At 64.0% G+C, this 21,717-nt stretch carries 18 protein-coding genes; 5 read left to right on the forward strand and 13 right to left on the reverse strand.

The features are described from left to right. Nucleotides 1-67 precede the first annotated feature (67 nt). The 4 genes from M1D32_RS18495 to M1D32_RS18510 all read left to right on the forward strand — a co-directional run bounded on the left by M1D32_RS18495 (nt 68) and on the right by M1D32_RS18510 (nt 4,375). On the forward strand, nt 68-1,240 hold the full coding sequence (locus M1D32_RS18495; RefSeq protein ID WP_458780073.1) for a Gfo/Idh/MocA family protein: 1,173 nt from the start codon (nt 68-70) through the stop codon (nt 1,238-1,240). A gap of 37 nt (nt 1,241-1,277) precedes the next feature. Continuing rightward, nucleotides 1,278-1,484 carry a hypothetical protein gene (locus M1D32_RS18500; RefSeq protein WP_458780074.1) on the forward strand — a complete coding sequence of 69 codons (207 nt, stop codon included), beginning with the start codon at nt 1,278-1,280 and terminating at the stop codon, nt 1,482-1,484. Nucleotides 1,485-1,580: 96 nt separating this feature from the next. Continuing rightward, nucleotides 1,581-3,479 (forward strand): alpha-amylase family glycosyl hydrolase, encoded by a 1,899-nt coding sequence (locus M1D32_RS18505; protein WP_458780075.1) that lies wholly within the window; start codon nt 1,581-1,583, stop codon nt 3,477-3,479. A 38-nt stretch (nt 3,480-3,517) separates the two neighbouring features. Further along, on the forward strand, nt 3,518-4,375 hold the full coding sequence (locus M1D32_RS18510) for a prephenate dehydratase (protein WP_458780076.1): 858 nt from the start codon (nt 3,518-3,520) through the stop codon (nt 4,373-4,375). On the opposite strand, the gene M1D32_RS18515 is transcribed toward M1D32_RS18510, so the two are convergent. Then, complete coding sequence (locus tag M1D32_RS18515; RefSeq protein WP_458780077.1) at nt 4,357-6,264, reverse strand: FAD-binding monooxygenase; 1,908 nt, start codon at nt 6,262-6,264, stop codon at nt 4,357-4,359. The genes M1D32_RS18510 and M1D32_RS18515 overlap by 19 nt on opposite strands. Nucleotides 6,265-6,655: 391 nt before the next feature. Here M1D32_RS18515 and M1D32_RS18520 point away from each other — a divergent pair, with 391 nt between their 5' ends. Then, complete coding sequence (locus tag M1D32_RS18520) at nt 6,656-9,034, forward strand: hypothetical protein (RefSeq protein WP_458780078.1); 2,379 nt, start codon at nt 6,656-6,658, stop codon at nt 9,032-9,034. Between the two features lie 95 nt (nt 9,035-9,129). Here the strand turns inward: M1D32_RS18520 and M1D32_RS18525 are convergent, their stop codons facing one another. The 12 genes from M1D32_RS18525 to M1D32_RS18580 all read right to left on the reverse strand — a co-directional run bounded on the left by M1D32_RS18525 (nt 9,130) and on the right by M1D32_RS18580 (nt 21,595). Then, nucleotides 9,130-9,360: a hypothetical protein gene (locus M1D32_RS18525; protein WP_458780079.1), complete on the reverse strand. Its 231-nt coding sequence runs from the start codon at nt 9,358-9,360 to the stop codon at nt 9,130-9,132. Between the two features lie 136 nt (nt 9,361-9,496). Beyond that, nucleotides 9,497-10,189 carry an urea ABC transporter ATP-binding subunit UrtE gene (gene urtE / locus M1D32_RS18530; RefSeq protein ID WP_458780080.1) on the reverse strand — a complete coding sequence of 231 codons (693 nt, stop codon included), beginning with the start codon at nt 10,187-10,189 and terminating at the stop codon, nt 9,497-9,499. Next, entirely contained in the window at nt 10,182-10,991 is an 810-nt protein-coding gene (gene urtD, locus M1D32_RS18535; protein ID WP_458780081.1) for an urea ABC transporter ATP-binding protein UrtD, read from the reverse strand. The genes urtE and urtD overlap by 8 nt, the downstream gene beginning before the upstream one ends. Further along, complete coding sequence (gene urtC / locus M1D32_RS18540; RefSeq protein ID WP_458780082.1) at nt 10,988-12,145, reverse strand: urea ABC transporter permease subunit UrtC; 1,158 nt, start codon at nt 12,143-12,145, stop codon at nt 10,988-10,990. Before urtC ends, urtD begins: the two co-directional genes overlap by 4 nt. Continuing rightward, a complete protein-coding gene (gene urtB, locus M1D32_RS18545) occupies nt 12,142-13,026 on the reverse strand; it encodes an urea ABC transporter permease subunit UrtB (RefSeq protein ID WP_458780083.1) in 885 nt (294 codons plus the stop codon). The genes urtC and urtB overlap by 4 nt, the downstream gene beginning before the upstream one ends. A gap of 35 nt (nt 13,027-13,061) precedes the next feature. Beyond that, complete coding sequence (gene urtA / locus M1D32_RS18550; protein WP_458780084.1) at nt 13,062-14,327, reverse strand: urea ABC transporter substrate-binding protein; 1,266 nt, start codon at nt 14,325-14,327, stop codon at nt 13,062-13,064. Nucleotides 14,328-14,649: 322 nt separating this feature from the next. Continuing rightward, nucleotides 14,650-15,075 (reverse strand): heat shock protein transcriptional repressor HspR, encoded by a 426-nt coding sequence (locus M1D32_RS18555; protein ID WP_458780085.1) that lies wholly within the window; start codon nt 15,073-15,075, stop codon nt 14,650-14,652. Between the two features lie 14 nt (nt 15,076-15,089). Continuing rightward, nucleotides 15,090-16,061, reverse strand: a complete 972-nt coding sequence (locus tag M1D32_RS18560; RefSeq protein ID WP_458780086.1) for a DnaJ C-terminal domain-containing protein — start codon at nt 16,059-16,061, stop codon at nt 15,090-15,092. 175 nt (nt 16,062-16,236) lie between these two features. Continuing rightward, nucleotides 16,237-16,941, reverse strand: coding sequence for a nucleotide exchange factor GrpE (locus tag M1D32_RS18565; protein WP_458780087.1), 705 nt, complete (start codon nt 16,939-16,941; stop codon nt 16,237-16,239). 2 nt (nt 16,942-16,943) lie between these two features. Next, a complete protein-coding gene (gene dnaK / locus M1D32_RS18570) occupies nt 16,944-18,821 on the reverse strand; it encodes a molecular chaperone DnaK (protein ID WP_458780088.1) in 1,878 nt (625 codons plus the stop codon). Nucleotides 18,822-19,066: 245 nt separating this feature from the next. Further along, nucleotides 19,067-19,363, reverse strand: coding sequence for a hypothetical protein (locus M1D32_RS18575; RefSeq protein ID WP_458780089.1), 297 nt, complete (start codon nt 19,361-19,363; stop codon nt 19,067-19,069). A 48-nt stretch (nt 19,364-19,411) separates the two neighbouring features. Continuing rightward, complete coding sequence (locus M1D32_RS18580; protein WP_458780090.1) at nt 19,412-21,595, reverse strand: MMPL family transporter; 2,184 nt, start codon at nt 21,593-21,595, stop codon at nt 19,412-19,414. Nucleotides 21,596-21,717: the final 122 nt, after the last annotated feature.

Raw genomic sequence — 21,717 nt, forward strand, 5'->3', positions numbered from 1 at the left:
GCCGCTGGCAGGGGCGCCCCACCTCCGTTCAACCGTTTATACAACTGCCGCCGGACAAAGAGGAAACATGCTGAACGACGTACCACCCCTCAAGGTTGCCCTGATCGGACACGGGTTTATGGGTGCCGCCCATTCGCAGGGATGGCGGGTGGCACCGCGATTCTACGACCTGCCGGCCACGCCGGAGATGACGCTCCTCGTGGGACGCAATGCCCGCGGAGTGGAGGCTTCGGCGAGGAAATGGGGTTGGGAAGAGACCGCTACCGACTGGCGGGCGGCCATCGCCCGGGACGACATTGACGTGATAGACATCGTTACTCCCGGCGGGTCCCATGCCGAGATTGCCATTGCTGCACTGGAGGCAGGCAAGCACGTCCTGTGCGAAAAGCCCCTCGCGAACACCCTTGAAGAAGCTGAAGCAATGGCAGCGGCCGCGGACCGCGCGGGCAAGGACGTCATGGCAATGGTTGGCTTCACCTACCGCCGCGTTCCTGCGGCCGCGTTCGCGAGGGACCTCGTCCTGTCCGGAGCGATCGGTGAAGTCCGCCAGGTGCGTGCTGCATACCTGCAGGACTGGCTGGTTGACGCTGAAGCCCCCCTGACATGGCGATTGCAGAAAGACCACGCCGGATCCGGCGCACTCGGCGACCTCGGCGCACATGCTGTCGATCTGTCCCAGTTCATCACTGGCCAAAAGATCACCGGGGTCAGTGGAATCCTGAACACCTTCGTCCACGAGCGCCCCCTGCTGGCCGGAGCATCCGGGCTCTCAGGCTCCGCCGCTGCAGAGCGTGGCGACGTCACCGTCGATGACCTCGCCCTGTTCACCGGCCGCTTCGACGCCGGCGCAGTCGGCTCATTCGAGGCCACCCGGATGTCCACGGGTCGCAAGAATGCGCTGCGCATTGAAGTGTCGGGCTCCACGGGGGCCGTCTCCTTCGACCTTGAAAACATGAACTCGCTCGGCTTCTACGATGCAACGGCTCCCGGCACCCGCCAAGGCTTCACCAACATCATGGTTACCGAACCCGCCCACCCGTACCTATCTGCCTGGTGGCCTGCTGGACACACCCTGGGCTACGAGCACGGCTTCGCCCACCAGGCAAAGGACTTCGTTGAAGCCATCGCAGAGGGCCGTCGTCCGGAACCGTCATTCGCAGATGGGCTCCAGGTACAGAAGGTACTCCACGCCGTGGAACGCAGCGCGGAAGCCGACAGCATCTGGACGAAAACCATCTAGGCCAGCAGTCTCAAAATGCACCAGCAAGGGACGCAGAATGCCCACCCCACCGCGCAATTCCAGCATCGCCCAGCCCGCCCGGCCCGCCCGGCCGACCTGGAGCCGGTGCTGGCCGACCGGCTGGATTAGGCGGCGCCGCTTCACCGCTGCGGCGCTCCCCCAGCACCACGTCCAATCCACGGAAACCGACGGACAGCCAACGGCTGCCCTGCGCGCGTTCTACAGTGCCCTCGCCACCTTCTAGCCCAATACGTGCCGAAACCCGGGCAGCGCGGCATGGGATACTCCGATAACAAGTGCCTGCCGGACCAGCCGGCCGGTGGCCGGAAGGGGACCCTCCATGCAGGAATTCGTCGGTGATGACGAGATGCTTCGGCAGCACGTCGTCGAAGCCATTGCCAAAGCCGGCATTGAAGCAGGAGCCGGTTTTGAGCAGCGGTTCCACCGGCATTTCCCCGACCTGCACCGCCTCTTCCACTCGTTGTACGGTTCCCGCAACGACTGGGCGGAACAGCTCACCGCCCTTGTACTCCAGAGCGCCCGCTCCTGGCAGGAACGCCCCGCCGAACTGAAGGTCCTTGACGCCGAGCGGGAAGCCGGCAGCGGCTGGTTCCTCTCCAACGACATGCTCGGCGGGGTCTGCTACGTGGACCGGTACGCGGAAAACCTGGAAGGAGTCCGGGCCCGGATTCCGTACTTCAAGGAACTGGGGCTCACCTACCTGCACCTCATGCCGCTGTTCCTGGCACCGGAACCGCACTCAGACGGCGGTTACGCGGTCTCCAGCTACCGTGAGGTGAACCCGAAGCTGGGCACCATGGAACAGCTCCGTGGCCTGGCCGCCGAGCTGCGGGCCAGCGGCATCAGCCTGGTAGTGGATTTCATCTTCAACCACACCTCCGACGAACATGAGTGGGCGCGTCGGGCCGCTGCGGGCGATCCGGAGTACGGCAACTACTACTGGATCTTCCCGGACCGCACCATGCCCGACGCCTTTGAGCAGAACGTGCGCGAGATCTTTCCCGAGGACCACCCCGGGTCCTTCATCCAGCTGGAGGACGGCCGCTGGGTCTGGGCCACGTTTCACACCTACCAATGGGACCTCAACTACTCCAACCCGGACGTTTTCCGGGCCATGGCCGGCGAGATGCTCTTCCTGGCCAACCAGGGCGTGGATATCCTGCGCATGGATGCCGTGGCCTTTATCTGGAAACAGCTCGGCACCCCCTGCGAGAACCTTCCCGAAGCTCACACTCTCCTCCGGGCCTTCAACGCCGTATGCCGGCTGGCGGCGCCGTCGCTGCTGTTCAAGTCCGAGGCCATCGTGCATCCGGACGAGGTGGCACTTTATATCGACCCCGCCGAATGCCAGATCTCCTACAACCCGCTGCAGATGGCCCTGATCTGGGAGTCCCTTGCCACCCGCGACGTCTCACTGCTGGCCCAGGCGCTGAAGCGCCGGCACAACATCCCGGAGGGCACCACCTGGGTGAACTACGTCCGCAGCCACGACGACATCGGCTGGACGTTGGCAGACGAGGACGCAGCCGGGCTGGAAATCAACGGCTTTGACCACCGCCGCTTCCTGAACTCGTTCTACGTCAACCGCTTCCCCGGCAGCTTCGCCCGGGGGGTTCCGTTCCAGGACAACCCCAAGACAGGCGACTGCAGGATCTCAGGCACGACGGCGTCACTGTGCGGAATGGAGGTTAACCCGGCCGAGGCCGTGGAACGGATCCTGCTGGCCCACTCCGTTGCCTTCAGCACCGGCGGTATTCCGTTGCTGTACCTGGGCGACGAGGTGGCCCAGGTCAACGACTACGGATACGACCGGGAGCCAGGCCATGAAAACGACAGCCGCTGGGTGCACCGGCCCCGCTATCCGGAAGAGCAGTACGAACGCCGCCTTGACCCGTCCACTCCTGAAGGCGCGGTTTTCGCCGGCCTGGAGCGGATGATCCAGGTCCGGGCCGCCGCCCCCGAGCTGGCCGGAACCCGCCTCATCGACTTCGATACCAACAACCGCGGGGTTTTGGCGTACCAGCGGCCCGGGGAACGCACCCGGATCCTTGCACTGGCCAACTTCAGCGACCAACCGCAGACCCTTCCTGCTGACATCTTCGCCGGGTTCTCAGCGTCCGCCGTCGACCTCCTCTCCGAAGCCGCGCTGCAACTCGACGAGAGCGTCACGCTCCTGCCGCGCCAGTACGTCTGGCTGCGCGTCACCCCCACCCCTTGATTGGGACCGCGGGCGCGGGGCGTGAAACCATACGGATCATGGTCCAAAAGATTGCGTACCAGGGTGAGCCCGGCGCCAACTCCAATATCGCGTGCAAGCAAATGTTCCCCGACCTCGAAAGCGTGCCCTGCGCGAGCTTTGAGGATGCGTTCGAACTCGTCTCAAGCGGCGAGGCGGACCTGGCCATGATCCCCATCGAGAATTCGATCGCAGGCCGGGTGGCGGACATCCACATCCTGCTTCCGCAGTCCAACCTGCAGATCGTGGGTGAGTTTTTCCTGCCGATCCACTTCGACCTGCTGGGCATCCCGGGCAGCACCATCGAGGCCGCCACCGAGGTGCACAGCCACATCCACGCCCTCGGCCAGTGCCGCCGCCTCATCCGCGACCACGGACTCAAGCCCGTCATTGCCGGCGACACTGCCGGTTCGGCCCGCGAAGTCAGTGAGTGGAACGATCCGCGCAAGCTGTCCCTCGCTCCACCGCTGGCCGCACAGATCTACGGCCTGGAAGTGCTGGCCTCCCGGGTTGAGGACGATCCTTCCAACACCACCCGGTTTGTGGTCCTTGCCCGCGAAGCGCAACTGCCCACCCGGGACGAACTGCCCGGGCCGGCTGTCACCAGCTTTGTGTTCCGCGTCCGCAACGTCCCTTCAGCCCTGTACAAGGCACTGGGCGGCTTCGCGACCAACGGCGTGAACATGACCCGGCTGGAAAGCTACATGGTGGGCAACGAATTCGCTGCCACCATGTTTATGGCCGACGTCGAAGGCCACCCCGAGGACCTGCCGCTGAAACTGGCCCTTGAGGAACTGGACTTCTTCACCACCGAGGTGCGGGTCCTCGGTGTCTATTCAGCTGCTGAGTACAGGACAGGTCAGACCGTCACAGCGTGACCAGCGGTGCGGCGCGGCTTCAGCAGGGGTGCGAAAAACTCCCCCAGCCCGGCCGTTGCGGTCAGCGGCAGGACGTTGGCGACGTACTGGTCCGGGCGCACCACCACCACAACGCCGCCGCGGTCCAGGCCGCGGAGTTCAAAGATGTCTGCGGTGGGATCGGTGGCATAGACCTTTTCGTAGTCTGTCAGCTTGAACGGGCCCACCTGCGGCTTGAACACGGCAGGAACGGCACCGATGTCAACGGCCGTGTGCGGCTGCTGGTAAATCACCTTCACGTCGAACCAGGCGTCAGGATCAGCGCCCGACGGCGTCGCGGCCAGGGGCGAGTCCGGCGAGTTTGAGATCCACTCAACGAAGTCCGCCACACCTGACGGTTCACCGGCGGTTGCTGCGTCGGCAAAGACGTAGATGCGCCACCGGCCATCGGCGGTGGCATGGTGGCCAAGGTGCATGGGGTTGGTATCGCCCACCCGCACGACGGGTGCCGACTTGAAGCGCTTACCCACGGGAAAACCGGTTGCGAGCTCCTGGTGCTTCGCCGGGGCCACGAGCATGGAGGGCGAGTATTCGGTCATGAACCCGGCCGGGAACTCGGCGGTGCGCACGTAGAAGTCCTCGAGGTCCGAAGGATTCTCAAACTCTTCGGGCTTCTTGGCCATCATGGTGGACCATTCCTTGTCGAAGTCGATCAGGTTTTTTGCCACCACCTGCCGCTCCGCCGAGTAGGTGGACAGCAGGCTTTCCGGGCTGCGCCCCTCGAGTACGTGCCCAAGCTTCCAGGCGATGTTGAAGCCGTCCTGCATCGAAACGTTCATGCCCTGGCCGGCCTTGGCGCTGTGGGTGTGGCAGGCATCGCCAGTGATGAACACCCGAGGAGTCCTCTTGCCGCGGTCCTCCGGCAGGACGTCGTCGAACCTGTCCGTCAGCCGGTGGCCCACCTCGTAGACGCTGTGCCAGGCGACGTTGCGCACGTCAAGGGTGTACGGGTGGAGGATCTCGTTTGCCTTGTGGATGATCTGCTCGATGCTGGTGTTCCGCACGGCGTGGTGGGTGGCCGGATCCACCACGCCCAGGTCCACATACATGCGGAACAGGTGTCCGCCTTCGCGCGGAATCAGCAGGATGCTGCCTTTTTCACCCTGGATGGCACACTTGGTGCGGATGTCGGGGAAGTCCGTGACCGCAAGGGTGTCCATCACGCCCCACGCATGGTTGGCCTGGTCCCCGGCAAGGCGGCAGCCGATCGCTTCGCGCACCTTGCTCCGCGCGCCGTCGGCCCCCACAACATACTTGGCCCGGACAACGCGCTCCTGCCCCTCACTGGGACCGGCGGTGAGGAGCAGCGTCGCGGTGACGGGGTACTCCCCCTCCCCTACTTCGAGGCCGCGGAACTCATAGCCGTAGTCGGGCTTCAGGCGGGTAGGCGAGTTGGCCGCAAATTCGGCGAAGTAGTCCAGCACGCGGGCCTGGTTCACAATCAGGTGTGGGAATTCGCTGATGCCAGTGGGGTCATCCGGCGTGCGGGCCGTCCGGATAATGCGGGTGCGGTCCGCAGGGTCCGGCTTCCAGAACGCCATCTCGGTGATCCGGTACGCTTCCGCAATAATCCGCTCGGCGAAGCCAAAGGCCTGGAAAGTCTCGACGCTCCGGGCCTGGATACCGTCGGCCTGGCCAATCGCGAGGCGCCCGGGACGGCGCTCGATGATGCGCGTCGTGACGCCCGGGAACATGGAGAGCTGCGCTGCCGCCAGCATGCCGGCGGGCCCCGTGCCGACGATGAGCACGTCCACTTCGTCAGGGAGTTCGGCAGGACGGTTAATGCCGACGCCGGCTGCGGGCTTGACCCGCGGGTCGCCGGATACATAACCGTGGTGATGAAACTGCACGGGATTCCTCACTTCATTGTGGGACGGTTGGGCCAGAAGCCCCTGTTCGATAATAGAACTTTGGTTTCCATATGAGAAAACTCTGCCGTGGAGCAACACTGTACGCCACCTGTGACATGGACGACAAGGGAGCTTTCGCCGCCGGTACATCCAGCCTTCCGGCGATGGCGGCCCCACCAGCTACTGACGGTGCCAAGCTCGGGCTTGACCTGGACATTCTCAATAAGGGGGTTGAACCGTAGGATTACGTCCGGCCCTCTTTTGCCTTTGGCAAAAAGGGGGTGAACGCATAAAGCCTGCTACAGGGTGGGCTTGGGGAAATGGGGGGCGCGTTGTGGGTGTCGTACGGTCTGGAAGTGTTGAAGTCCGCCTGGTTGATCCTTGGCGTAAGGTGCGACGGCTATCGGCGTTGACAGCCTTGGCAACAGTCCTGGCTCTCGTGATCCTGCCGCCCTCGCCTGCCGAAGCGATAGGCATAGGCAGCGGCCCGTCAGGTGCCATCGGCGGCTCCGGGGGACCCGAATCTCCGGGCGCGCTGGTACCCGTGTCCCCTACCCGGATGCTTGACACCCGGACTGCCGACGCCGTCGGACCGGACTCATCAATATCTTTCCGGGTCGCCGGCCGGGATGGGATTCCTGCCGCAGTCTCTGCCGTCGTCTTCAACCTGACTGTCACCGAGGCCCAGTCTTACGGGTTCATCAGCGCCTACGCCTCCGGCTCGCCGCGCCCGGACACCTCCAACCTGAACTTCGGTGGCGGCCAAACCGTCCCAAACCTCGTCACAGTCCCGGTTGGAACTGATGGCAAAGTCACGCTCTTCAACCGGTCCTCCGGCACTACCCACCTCATCGCCGACGTCACCGGTTATTACCTCCCCGGAACCCCGAACCTGCCGGGGGCCTTCTCTTCCCTCACCCCTACCCGGATGCTGGACACCCGGACCAGCACAGCTGTGAGGCCGGATTCATCAGTGTCTTTCCAAGTGGCCGGCCGGAATGGGGTTCCGGCCGCAGTCTCTGCCGTCGTCTTCAACCTGACTGTCACCGAGGCCCAGTCTTACGGGTTCATCAGCGCCTACCCCTTCGGTGCACTGCGCCCGGACACCTCCAACCTGAACTTCGGTGGCGGCCAAACCGTCCCAAACCTCCTAACAGTCCCGGTTGGAACTGATGGAAAAGTCACCCTCTACAACCGGTCCTCAGGCACTACCCACCTCATCGCCGACGTGGCGGGCTACTACCTTCCCGGAACCCCGAACCTGCCGGGGGCCTTCTCTTCCCTGGCTCCTACCCGGATGCTGGACACCCGGGCTGCCGCCGCCGTGGGGCCGGATTCATCGGTATCTTTCCAAGTGGCCGGCCGGGATGGGGTTCCTGCCGCAGTCTCTGCCGTCGTGTTCAACCTGACTGTCACCGAGGCCCAGTCCCACGGGTTCATCAGCGCCTACCCCTCCGGGCCGCCGCGCCCGGACACCTCCAACCTGAACTTCCGTGGCGGCCAAACCGTCCCGAACCTCGTCACAGTCCCGGTTGGAACTGATGGCAAAGTCACGCTCTTCAACCGGTCCTCCGGCACTACGCAACTCATCGCCGACGTCGCCGGCTACTACCTGCCCGGTTCTGCAGCGGGTTCCGTTTGGACTTGGGGAGCTTACTATCAGGAGACCGGGACCGTCCCTTACCAGATATCGGGGCTGTCGGGTGTAACGGAATTGGCCGGAACCTCCACGAAATATGCCCTTCTACACGATGGAACCGTGCGGGCATGGGGCAACAACTCCGTTGGACAATTCGGCAACGGCACCATAACTGAAGGTATGCTCACGTACAGCGTCCGCCCTGTGCAGGTATCCGGGCTGACGGATGTTAAGTCTGTGTCTGCCAGCTACGCGTCCGGATTCTCCGTTTTGGGGAACGGGACCGTCTTGGCGTGGGGTGCAAACCTTTATGGGATTCTGGGAAATGGCACAGAAACTGACAGCAGCGTTCCCGTACAGGTTTCCGGCCTAACAGGAGTTAAATCCCTGACTACCACCGCATTCACGGCTTATGCGGTACTTACAGATGGAACAGTCCGGGCATGGGGCTGGAACGGCAATGGGCAGTTGGGTAATGGCACTACTGCCAACAGCAGCATTCCGGTGCCCGTCCCCGGCCTCACAGGAGTCAAATCAATCGCAACTATCGCAAACACGGCTTATGCCGTCCTCGAAGACGGCAGCGTCCGTTCCTGGGGAAACAACGGTTTTGGACAGCTGGGTAACGGTACTGCAATCGACAGTAATGTTCCGGTGCAGGTAGTTGGACTCAGCAACGTTGTCTCGATGGTTTCCTCCTCGGGCCTTACGGCGTACGCCGTCCTTTCCGATGGAACCGTGCGGGCATGGGGTCGGGGTGCCAGCGGTCAGCTGGGTAATGGCACCACAACGAGCAGCGCCCTTCCCGCTGAGGTCGCGGGATTGACCGGAGTCACATCGATGGCTGCTGGCTTTCGCTCCGCCTACGCTGTACTTGGCGACGGAACACTATGGGCCTGGGGTGATAACAGTCAAGGCCAGTTGGGCACTGGCGACACCATCAACAGCAGCGTTCCCGTGCAGATCCACAGCCAGACCAGCGTGAAGTCCGTGGCTTCAATCCACACCACCGCACAAGCATTGCTAAGCGACGGGACAGTTTGGGCCTGGGGCTCCAACACGGGCGAAAGAAAAGGTACCAAGCCAGAAAAGGTCGTCGGACTGAGCGACATTTCAAGTTTGTTGCCGTGATCCGCTCACCTCGCCGCACGTCCCCTTGCGCAACAGTCCGCGACCAGCGGTGCTGACCCGCCATCGCCGCCCCCAGACGCGGCCTACGGCACCGGCTACGCCATCACAGGGGCGGCGGCGGTCCCGCCGGTAAACTGTCGGCGGGCCCAGCGGGCGAGCTTCCTGCCCCTGCCCTTCCACCAGTTGTCCTCGTCCTTGTCGTGGTGCAGGCGGAAGATGACGGGCATCTGGCCAGGAAGCGAGCCGCTGAATGAGGCAACTGCTTCCATCCCCGGGCTCACCGGTTGTCCCACGGCGTGGACGACGGAAAGCGGGCGTGTGCCCATGAGAACCAAACATGAAACCCCAGGACCTTTGGAACCACCGCTGCTGATCCGGCAGTGGTTCCATTCAAGTTTCCGGGGCCCGTACCGTCGCGAGTAGTGAGTACTCAATTTTCCGGTCAGCGACGTTCTCCGGTACTCAAATAAGCAGTGCCTTGCGAACGTCAGCCGCGGATCCGGCGCCTCCTGACCCTGAGGAGGAAACCCTTCCGGCCGAGAGGACGTGGTAGCTGTCCGCGGCCTGCAGGGCGAAGCCGATGTGCTGCTCCACCAGGAGGATGCTCATTCCGTTGCGCTGGGAAAGCTTGATAATGGTTGCTTCGATCTCGGCCACGACGTTTGGCTGGATGCCTTCGGTGGGTTCATCGAGGATCAGCAGGCGCGGGTCCGTGATGAGTGCGCGGGCGATGGCCAGCTGCTGCCGTTGGCCGCCGGAGAGCAGCCCGGCCCGCCGCGCCAGTAATGGCCGGAGCGCCGGAAACATGTCCAGTGCCTCCGCCACGCGCCCGGTGCCGTTCCTGCGCCCGTCCGCCACCAGCTGCAGATTTTCCAGGACGGAGAGCTGCCCGAATGACTGCTGGCCCTGCGGCACGTACGCCATTCCACGGTCCACCCGCCGGTGCGGGCGGAGCGCCGAGATGTCCTCCCCGTCCAGCCTGATGTGCCCGGCGGTGGGTTTGAGAAGTCCGACGACGGCGCGCAGCAGCGTTGTTTTGCCGGCACCATTGTGCCCCAGGACGGAGACAACGGCTCCGTCCGGGACCGTCAGGCTTACTCCGGTGATTACCTGCGTGCGGCCGTAACCGGTCTGCAGGCTATCAACTTCAAGCATCCCTGGCCTCCACTCCCGAGGACCCCAGGTAGACGTCCTGCACCTTTTTGTCCGCCTGCACCTGCGCCACACTTCCCTCACTGAGGACCTTGCCCGCTGCCAGGACCGTGACCGACGTTGCGAACTCCCGGACGAAATCCATGTCGTGTTCAACCACCAAGGTGATGCGGCTGGCGGCGATCCGCCGCAGCAGCTCCCCGGTTTCCGCACGCTCGTCCTGGCTCATCCCGGCGATTGGCTCGTCCAGGAGGAGGAGGTCCGAATTCTGAACGAGGAGCATGCCGATCTCCAGCCATTGCTTTTGTCCGTGGGCGAGGGTCCCCGCCTTCTTCCCGGCAGCGCCCTCCAGTCCAATGATCTCCAGCGCTTCTTCCACCACCGCGTCCACGGTCTTGCGGCGCCGGAGCATGCGAAGCGGGCCGCGGCCGGCACCGGCCGCGATGTCGAGGTTTTGGAGTAGGGAAAGATTCTCAAAAACACTGGCGGTTTGAAACGTACGCCCCACGCCCAGCCGGGCGATCTGATGCACTTTGCGTCCGAGGATTTCCGTGCCGGTGTGGTTCACCGAGCCCGTGGCCGGTACCAGGCCGGTGATGGCATCGATCACGGTGGTCTTCCCGGCACCGTTGGGGCCGATCAGGAACCGCAGGTCACCCTGGATTACATCGAGGTTGACGTTCTCGACGGCGAGGAACCCGTCAAAGGAGACGGACAGGTCGCGGACTTCGAGGTACTTCGGTCTGCCATGGCGCAGCCCTCCGGCCAGCGGCTCTCCGTCTGGGAGCAGGGTGGGCGTGGTCATCTGCGGGCCTCCTCAGGCACGGTCGATTTTTCTTCAGGTTCCGGTGATTCCGCCAGGGATGCCGGGGTTGGGTTTTCCGGTGTTCCCGCCGTTGATGCTGGGCGGAGTCTGCGCCGCCTGCCCAGGAGCGCGGGCAAGGAAGCCAGTCCGCCCGGCATGAACCCGATAACCAGGACAAACAGCAGGCCCTGGAAGTACACCCAGAAGGAGGGAAAGGTGGAGGACAGTGCTGACTGGGCGGCGGCGACACTGACAGCACCAAGGACTGGTCCCAGGAGCGTGGCCCGGCCGCCGATAGCCACACCGATGAGGAAGGCGATGGAAGGGATCACGCCTACATCCGCCGGTGAAATGATTCCCACGAGCGGGACAAACAAGGCGCCCGCAATGCCTGCCAGCACAGCGGCAACTACATAGGTGACCGTTTTGATGGTTGCCGGGTCATAGCCCAGGAAGCGGACCCGTTCCTCCTGGTCCCGGACCGCAACCAGCAACTCGCCAAACCTGCTGTGCATCAGCTGCCGGGCAAGGGCTATGGACAGCAGGAGGACCACCGCCGCGATCAGGTACAGCATCACCTTGTTGTTCGGGTCCTTCAGATCGAAGCCGAAAAATGACCGGAACCCGCTGAGGCCGTTTGAACCACCGGTGGTGGCCTGCTGCCCGATCAGGAACACGGCGAATGCTGCCGCGAGCGCTTGGCTAAGAATCGCGAAATAGGCCCCTTTGACACGGCGCTTGAAGACCGCCAGGCCAAGGACAAGGGCCACCAGCCCCGGTATCAGCACCACCGCCAGCAACGTTACGGCGGGACTCCGAAACGGTTCCCACCAGCCGGGCACCTCGCCGCTGCCGTAAAGGGACATAAAGTCCGGAACCCCGGAGCCGCCGAAGAGCGAGGCGTCCGCCAGCTTCATATGCATGGCCATGATGTAGGCGCCAAGCCCGAAAAACACGCCCTGGCCCAGGGTAAGCATGCCGCCGCGTCCCCAGGCCAGGCCGATGCCGACCGCCACGATCGCGAAGCAGAGGAACTTTCCCAGCAGACCCAGGCTGAAGGCCGGGAGCACCGCGGGTGCAACCACCAGCAGCAGGACTGCCCCGAGGGCGAATCCGGCGGCAGTACCAGTTTGTCCGCGCAACAGGCCCCTCATGCCAGGCTCCTTGTCTTGAGGCTGAAGATTCCCTGCGGCCGAAGCTGGAGGAACACCACGATCACGATCAGGATCAGGACCTTTCCGATGCTTGCTGTCGTCGAGTACTCGAAGACAGACTGCAGCACCCCGAGGGCGAACGCCGCGATGACCGCCCCCTTGATCTGGCCTATGCCGCCGGCCACTACCACCAGGAAGGCATCCACAATGTAGTTGGTGCCGAGATAGGGGCTGGTGGAACCTATGAGGGTGACGGCGACACCCGCTACTCCGGCCAGGCCGGACCCGATGAAGAACGTCAGCTGATCGCTGCGGCGGGTTGAGATGCCGCTGGTTTCCGCCAGGTCCCTGTTGAGCACCACGGCCCGGATGCGGCGGCCCAGCGGGGTAGTCCTGAGGAGAAGGACCAGTCCTGCCAGGCACACCAGCGAGAGTGCCAGGATAAAAAGCCGGGTCAGCGGGATCGGTGCGCCCAGCACCTCGATGTTTCCCTGCAGCCAGGCCGGCGCGCGCACATCCACGCTGGGGGCGCCGAAAATGTCCCGCGCGGCTTGCTGCAAAATGAGCGCCACCCCGAAGGTGACCAGGAGCGTGTCCAGGGGCCGGTGGTACATGCGGCGCAACAGCACCGCCTCGAGCACCAGCCCCAGGACACCTCCCACCAGGAAACCCGCAGGAACGGAAACCAGCAGTGAAACGCCGGCATCGGAGATGGCCTGCTGGACCACGAAGGCTGTGTAGGCCCCGGCCATCATGAACTCGCCGTGGGCCATGTTGATGACCCCCATCTGGCCGAAAGTCAACGACAGTCCCAGCGCTGCCAGGAGCAGCACTGAGCCGAGGCTGAGTCCGGCGAACATCTGCCCTATCAGGAGTTCCATTCCAGCAGGCCTTTCCTCAATGTTTCCGGTGGCCGTTACTTGGCCAGGTCCTTGGCCCAGCCGTACGTGGCCAGGAAGGGATCCGGTTCAACTGCCTCCCGCGAGGACCAGACAGTGTCGATGAGCCCCTCCGAATTGATTTTCCCGATCCGGGGGGTCTTGGTGATGTGGTTGTTTTCCCCGTTGACCGTCACCAGTCCTTCGGGCGCTTCGAAGGTCACGCCGTCCGCGGCGGCCTGCACCTTGTCCACCTCAAAGGACCCGGCCTTCTCCACCATGGCTTTCCAGAGGTACAGCGAGGTGTAGGCAGCTTCCATGGGGTCGCTCGTCACGCGCTCTGCCCCGAACTTCGCTTTGAAGGCTGCAACGAACTTTTTGTTGGCGGGGGTATCCAGGGTCTGATAGTAGTCCCAGGCGGTCAGCTGCCCTTCCACATTGTCGAGGCCGACGCCGGGAACTTCCTCCTCGGCGATGGAAACCGAGACCACGGGCATGGTGTCCGCTGTCAGGCCAACGCTCTTGTACTGGCGGAAGAAGGCCACATTGCTGTCACCGTTGAGGGTGTTGAAGACCGCATCGGCCTTGGAGTCCCGGACTTTGTTGACGATGGTGGAAAATTCCGTGGAGCCGAGCGGGGTGTACTCCTCGCCAAGGATTTCGATGCCCTTGGCGGCGGCGTATGCCTGGATGATCTTGTTGGCCGTCCGCGGGAAGACATAATCGCTGCCCACCAGGAAGAGGGACTTGGTTCCCTGCTCGGCCAGGTAGTCCAAAGCCGGGATGATCTGCTGGTTGGTGGTGGCCCCGGTGTAGAAGATGTTTTTGGATGCCTCCAGGCCTTCATATTGCACGGGGTAGAACAGCAGCGCGTCGTTGGCTTCGAACACCGGCAGCATCGCTTTCCGGCTTGACGACGTCCAGCCGCCGAATACCGCGGCGGTGCAATCCTGCTGGATTAGTTTTCCTGCCCGTTCGGCAAACTTGGTCGGTTCGCTGGCGCCGTCCTCACTCACCACCTGCAACTGTTTGCCGAGGACGCCGCCGGAAGCATTGATCTCCTCGGCAGCCAGGGTGAGGGAGTCGAAGACTGTGCTCTCGCTGATGGCCATGGTGCCGGACAGGGAGTTGATGAAGCCCACTTTGATGCTGCTGCCCGACGTGTCCACACAGGAGGTCCCGGTGCTGGCGGTTGAGCCCGCGGATGCCGGGTCTGCGATCTGGCTGCCGCAGCCCGCCAGGACTGTTGCCATGGCGGCCGCCGCCAGGGGAAGGAAAGCGCGTTTGTTAACCGAAACCCTCATGTGTACCTGCTTCTCACTCCGCCGCTGCGTGGGCAGCGGCTCGCCTCCGAGGTCGTGGGAAGTGACCCCTTGCGATGAATGTAGGAGCGGATTGTTTCGCTTGTTGCGATGGCGGGTTTCGAAACCGTTTCGTCCTGGCTCCCCGTAGCGGCCGGACTCCCGGTGGACAGCCGGAAACGCGGAAAAGCGCCGGAAAAGTGGGGGAAGGAAAGTTAACTTGGAGGAAACGCGGGGGCGGCGTAACGTTGGCCCGCTGGCCGGACATAAACCAGCGGGCCGTCGATGATCGGGCCTGACCTGCTGGTTCACCGGCCGGCGGGAGTTACTGTCCGATCGCCCGGGGCCGCCAGAGCACCACAGCCTGTGAGCGGGGACGGGGGCGCTGGCCACGTGCCAGGCTCACCACGTCACCCGCTGCGCCCGCCGCGAAGATTCGTGAATCGAAGGGCTGCGGGCGCCGGTTCAGTTCTTCGCTGAGCTCGGAGACCCGGCGCTGAAGGGCAGCGACCTGGTTTTCCAGTTCGAGGATCCGCTTGATGCCCTCCAGCGAGACGCCTTCCTGCGACAGCCGCTGCACCTCGCGCAGCATGTTGATGTCCCGCTGGGAGTACCGGCGGGACTTGCCCGGCGCACGGCTGGGCGAGACGATGCCCATCCGGTCGTACTGCCGAAGTGTCTGGGGGTGCATGTCCGCCAGTTCAGCTGCCACCGAGATCACAAAGATCGGCTGGTCTGAGTTGATGTCCATGGCTCACCCCGCTGCTAAAGCCGGGCCTTGGCGGCCAGGCCCTCTCGGACGTCAGCTCCTGCCGTCGCCTCGGCAAACGCCTTGACCGCGGCTTCGGCTTCCTTGTTCAGGTTCTTGGGCACGGCGACGTCGATGGTCACCAGCAGGTCACCGGTCCCCTTGGACGTCTTCACGCCTTTGCCCTTGACCCGGAGGGTGCGGCCCGACGGCGTACCGGCCGGCACGCGGACCTTAACCTTTTCGCCCTCGATGGTTGGCACTTCGATGTCAGCGCCCATGGCAGCCTCGGGGAAGGTGACGGGAACGTGGATCCGCAGGTTGTCGCCGTCGCGCGTGTAGAACTGGTGCGGCTGGACCGAAACGGACACCACCAGGTCACCGTTGCCGGCGGCACCGGGCTGGCCCTTGCCGCGGACCCGGACTTTCTGGCCGTCCTTGATGCCGGCGGGCACGCGGACGTCGATGACCTCACCGCTGGGTTCCCGCAGCCCGATGGTGGTGCCGCGGATGGAACCCGCGAAGGAAATGCTGGTGGAGGCTGTGCGGTCAGCGCCCTTCTGCGGGGTCCGCTGGAAGCCCGTCTGCCCAAAACCGCCGCCGAACAGGTCCGCGAATTCTGGCGGGATGCCACCTGCGGCGGGGTTGAACCCGCCGGCGTGACGTCCGGTGTTGCCCGTGAACAGGCCGCCGAACATGTCCTCGAATCCGCCGTTGCCTGCACCGGCGCCGCCGGGAGCGAAGCGTGCTCCGCCCCCCATGGCCCGGATGGCGTCATATTGCTGGCGCTCTTCGGGATCGGAAAGTACAGAGTAAGCCTCGGAGATGTCCTTAAACTTCTTCTCGGACGCAGTGTTCCCCGAGTTCGTATCAGGGTGGTGCTGCCTGGCCAGCTTCCGATAAGCCTTTTTGATGTCGGCGTCGGAAGCGTCCTTGGCGATACCAAGGATCGCGTAAAAGTCCTTGTCCACCCAATCCTGGCTAGCCAATGGCGTTTCCTTTCAAAAGTACAAAAGCGTTAAGGCGAGACTACCGCTGTGCCGGAGCGGATGAGGGGGCCCGGGAGTGGCATCGGGCCTGCCGGAGCGTGGCGGCTTTGTCCGTAGGACCAAAGCCGCCACGCGTAGGGGCGGGGCCCCCTCATCCGCGGAGGCGCAAGGTGAGTCAGGCCGGCACTGCCACGATGACCTGTGCGGCCCGGAGGACGCGGTCGCCTGACTTGTAGCCGGAGCGGAGTACCTGGCTGACGGTGTCAACTTCGATGTCCTCGCCGGGCTGCTGGATGAGGGCCTCGTGGATCGTGGGATCGAACTCCACGCCGGTCTCATCAATGCGTGCCAGGCCGTAGGTCTTCAGCGCGTTCTCCAGCTTGGTGGCGATCGCAGCGAAGGGGCCGTCGGCGAGGTCGCCGTGCTGCCGCGCGGCGTCGACGTCGTCCAGGACCGGAAGCAGGGAGTTCAGGACGCCGATGACGGCCATCTCCCCTGCCACGGCGCGGTCGCGTTCAACGCGCTTGCGGTAGTTGACGTACTCAGCCTGCAACCGAAGGAGGTCGTTCTTCAGCTCGGCCGCCTCAGCGGAGGTGGAGCCTGCCGGAACCCCCTGCGCCACGGATTCCTCGGCCGGCACCTCGATGCCGTTGAGGATCTCCTCGGCCTGGGCCAGCGCGTCGCCGTCGGAGTCCACCGCGGAACCGTCGCCCGGGACTGTGTTGCCGCCTTCAGCGTGACCGCCCTCAGGGTGCCGGGCCTGCCCGGTCACCGGGTCAACCTTGCGGTTGTCCCGGATGACCGGTTCCTGGTGGCCGTTGCCTTGCTGCTCCTGGCCCGCGGATGAGATGTGCTCTTCCTCGTTACCGTGGTGCGGCATGGCTACTTCTTCGCTTCGTCTTCGTCGATGATCTCGGCGTCGACGATGTCCTCGTCGGCAGCCTTCTCCCCGCCTGCAGCACCAGCGGCACCTTCAGCACCTGCGGCACCGGTTGCGCCGTTGGGGGAACCGGCCTGGGCGTAGATGGCCTCGCCCAGCTTGCCCTGGGAAGCCTGCAGCTTCTCGAAGGCGGCCTTCACAGCGGCGTCGTCCGTGCCCTCGAGTGCCTTCTTCAGATCGTCGACGTCGGCCTGGACCTCGGTCTTGACCTCTTCAGGCAGCTTGTCGGCGTTGTCCGCGATGAGCTTGTCCACCGAGTAGGCGAGCTGCTCGGCGGTGTTGCGGGTGTCGGTGGCCTCGCGGCGCGCCTTGTCCTCGGCTGCGTGCTCCTCGGCGTCCCGGATCATCCGGTCGATGTCTTCCTTGGAGAGGCTGGAACCGCCCGTGATGGTCATGGACTGTTCCTTGCCGGTGCCCTTGTCCTTCGCGGAGACGTGGACGATGCCGTTGGCGTCGATGTCGAAGGTGACCTCGACCTGCGGGACGCCGCGCGGAGCCGGCGCGATGCCGGTCAGTTCGAACGTGCCCAGCGGCTTGTTGTCGCGGGTGAACTCACGCTCGCCCTGGAAGACCTGGATGGCCACGGACGGCTGGTTGTCGTCAGCGGTGGTGAAGGTCTCGGACCGCTTGGTGGGGATTGCGGTGTTGCGCTCGATCAGGTGCGTCATCACGCCACCCTTGGTTTCGATACCGAGGGACAGCGGGGTGACGTCGATCAGGAGGACGTCCTTGCGCTCACCCTTCAGCACACCGGCCTGCAGGGCTGCGCCAACGGCCACAACCTCATCCGGGTTCACGCCCTTGTTCGGCTCCTTGCCGCCCGCGAGTTCCTTGACCAGCTCGGAGACTGCGGGCATACGGGTGGAGCCACCGACCAGGACGATGTGGTTGATGTCGGAAAGCTTGATGCCAGCTTCCTTGATCACATCGTGGAACGGCTTCTTAGTGCGCTCCAGCAGGTCCTTGGTGAGGTCCTGGAACTTGGCGCGGGTCAGCTGCTCGTCCAGGTGGACCGGGCCGTCGGGGGTGACGGACAGGTACTGGAGCGAGACGTTGGTGCTGGTGGAGGAGGACAGTTCCTTCTTGGCCTGCTCAGCTGCCTCGCGGAGGCGCTGGAGGGCAATCTTGTCCTTGGACAGGTCGATGCCCTTGACCTTGAGCTGGTTCAGCAGGTACTCAACGACGCGGTTGTCCCAGTCGTCGCCACCCAGGCGGTTGTCACCGGCGGTGGCGCGGACCTGGATGGTGGAGAAGTTGTCCTCGTCCTTGCCGACTTCCAGGAGGGAGACGTCGAAGGTGCCGCCGCCGAGGTCGAAGACCAGGATGAGTTCGTCTTCCTTGCCCTTGTCCAGGCCGTAGGCGAGTGCTGCGGCGGTGGGCTCGTTGACGATGCGCAGGACGTTGAGGCCAGCGATTTCGCCGGCTTCCTTGGTGGCCTGGCGCTCGGCGTCGTTGAAGTACGCGGGAACGGTGATCACAGCGTCGGTGACCTTTTCGCCCAGGTAGGACTCGGCGTCGTTCTTCAGCTTCATGAGCGTACGCGCGGAGATTTCCTGCGGGGTGTACTTCTTGCCGTCGATGTCCACCTTCCAGTCAGTGCCCATGTGGCGCTTGACCGAGGCGATGGTGCGGTCGATGTTGTTGACGGCCTGGCGCTTGGCGATCTCGCCCACCAGGACCTCGCCGGACTTGGAGAATGCAACGACGGACGGCGTGGTGCGGCCACCCTCGGCGTTGGCAATAACGGTGGGCTCGCCACCTTCGAGAACGGAGACGACGGAGTTGGTGGTTCCGAGGTCGATACCTACTGCACGTGACATGTGTTGCTTCCTTCTTTCCTTGGAAACTTACTGGCGCCCTGATGATTGAGCGTTCTGCACTCAACTTTACTCAGGGCGCCAGCGATGTCAATCCAAGTTGAGCGTAGTGCGCTCAACTTTCTGTTCGGGCAGTGGAGAGTTGGCCTGGAGTTCCGCAGTATGCCGGATTTGAGCAGCACGCGACGGCGGCCCCTCGTTTCGCTGCTGGAGAACTGGCGGCGTGCCGGGCAGCTTACCTTGCGGTTCTACCTGTCGCTGTCCCGGTCGCCGTGAAGGGGTCCACGCTCATCAGCCGTGGTGTTGACCTGTCCGTCGGTAAGCCCCTCCCGGACGGTGTCAGCTTCATGCCCGGTTCCAGCGGTACCGGCATCCCCGTAGTCGCCGTCCGGGTATTCGCCATCTTCAAGGTTTTCCGCCGGATTTCCGGCAGTGCCGGCATCGCCGTAGTCACCGGATACATACTGGCCGCCTTCGCCTTCCAGTCCGGGGGCACTGTTTCCCCTGCGGGGCTGCTCGGCTGCGGATTCCTGGTTCTCACTCATGGTGCATCTCTCCTTTGAGTTCCGCGTCCATGCGGGCGCATTTGCAGTCTATCCAGCAGGCGTTTCTGCCAACAGGGCATCAGCCTGGCCCGGACGCTCTTCAAGCTCCTGACGGCCCAGCTTGCCCGGCCACCAGATCCGCGGACCTATGTCGTACGCCAGGGCGGGCACCAGCAGCGAACGCACCAGGACGGTGTCCAGCAGCACCCCGAAGGCGACGATGAATGCCAGCTGTACCAGGAACATGATGGGAATGACGCCCAGGGCGGCAAACGTCGCTGCCAGCACCACGCCGGCGGAGGTAATCACACCGCCCGTGACGCCAAGGCCGCGCAGGATGCCGGGCCGGGTGCCGTGCTTCAGGGATTCCTCCCTAACGCGGCTCATCAGGAAGATGTTGTAGTCCACGCCGAGTGCCACCAGGAACACAAAGCCGAACAGGGGAACAGTGGCGTCCGCGCCGGGGAAGCCCAGGACATTGTTGAACACAAACGCCGAGACACCCATGGCAGCCGCATAGGAGAGGAGCACCGAGAGCACCAGCAGGACCGGTGCAACCACGGAGCGAAGCAACAGCATCAGGATGAAGAGGATGACCACCAGGACAACCGGGATAATGATCACCAGGTCCCGCTGCGCAGTGGTGTTGGTATCCAGCGCCGTGGCGGTCACACCTCCTACCAGCGCGCCCGGGTCCACAGCCTTCACCTCCTCACGCAGGGCCTTCACGGACTCCTCCGCTTCGAGCGAATCCGCGGCGGAGTTCAGCGTGGCATTGATCAGCACCTTGCCGTCGCGGACGTCGGGAGCGCCGGGGGCTCCGGTGATGGGCACGGAACCCTGCGCCAACAAGTAGGCCTCTCCGACGCCGTCGGCAGCTTTCACGCTCTCCAAAACCTCCTCCGCCTTGCCTTGATCCACCACCACGACGGCGGGGCTTCCGCTGCCGGCATCGAAATGGCGCGCCAGGGCGTCCTGGCCGTCCACAGCGTTGGACGCCGCCAGGATAACTTCAGTCTGCGGCACCCCGTTGGCCTTGAGCTGAAGGACGCCGGCGGAACCGGCCAGCAGAAGCAGGACCGAGGCAACCCAGACGATGCGGGGACGCCGCGAAACCAGTGAAGCCGTGGCACGCCATAGCCCCTTTTGGCCTTCCAGCCCGGTGATGAGCTCCGGCTCACGCTCGTCCTCGGGGGCAAGCTTCGGGCGGAAGGGCCAGAACGCCGCGCGGCCCAGGAGTGCCATCAAGGCAGGCAGCAGGGTCAGGGCCGCAAACAGGGAGCAAAGGATCCCGGCAGCTGCCACGGGACCCAGCGCCTTGTTGGAGTTCAGGTCCGAAAAGAGCAGGCACAGCAGCGCGATGATCACGGTGGCCCCGGACGCGAGGATGGGCTCGAAGGAGGCTTTCCAGGCCGTCAGCACGGCGGCGGTGCGGTTGGTGGTGTGGGTCAGGGCTTCCCGGAACCTTGCTACATAGAGCAGGGCGTAGTCCGTGGCGGCACCGATGACGAGGATGGACAGGATGCCCTGGCTTTGGCCGTTGAGCTGGATCCACCCGGCCTTGGCCATGCCGAACACCAGCAGGATGGCCGCACACAAGGCGAAGACTGAGGTCAGGAGCACCATGATCGGAAGCAACAGCGAGCGGTAGACAATCAGCAGGATCACAAAAACCGCGGCCAGCGCCACCAACAGGAGGATGCCGTCGATGCCGGCGAAAGCTGCTGTGAGATCTGCAGCCAGGCCGGCAGGACCCGTGACATAGGTCCGCATTCCCTCGGGCGCTGCCTCGGCAACAGTATTCCGCAACTCCTGGACAGCCTCCTTGATCTCAATCGAGGAATCGATGGGCGCAATGAACTGGACTGCCCTGCCATCCTCGGACGGAATTGGACCAATCACCGCACTGCCCAGCCCCAGGCCCTCAAGCTCCGTCAGCAGGGACGCGGCCTCGCCCAACTGGGCCGGAGTGAGGCCTTCGTCGCTTTCCAGGACAATCACGCCGGGAACCTCATCAGAGTCCCGGAATTTCGCCTGCCAGTCCTGGGCGGCAGTAGCCTCGGCGCTGGCCGGCAGGAAGGATGCCTGGTCATTGGAGGAGACCTCTTCGAGCCGTCCGAAGGTGGGTCCGCCGATCCCGGCGAGCGCCAGCCAGGTCAACACGAGGATTACGGGGAGGAGCCAGCGCAGCCAGAACGGAACGCGTTCCTTGGCGTGGGGGTGGGATTTCATGATGCCTTCCGAGCAGCTATCAGGAGTAGAATTGGTTCCATACTAGAGTATCTCCACCATCGAGATAAGAGCCTTACTAGCTTTTTCCCGTGGCCGGATAAGAGGGTACCGGCACAGCTGAA

The organism is Arthrobacter sp. D3-16 (assembly GCF_054408515.1).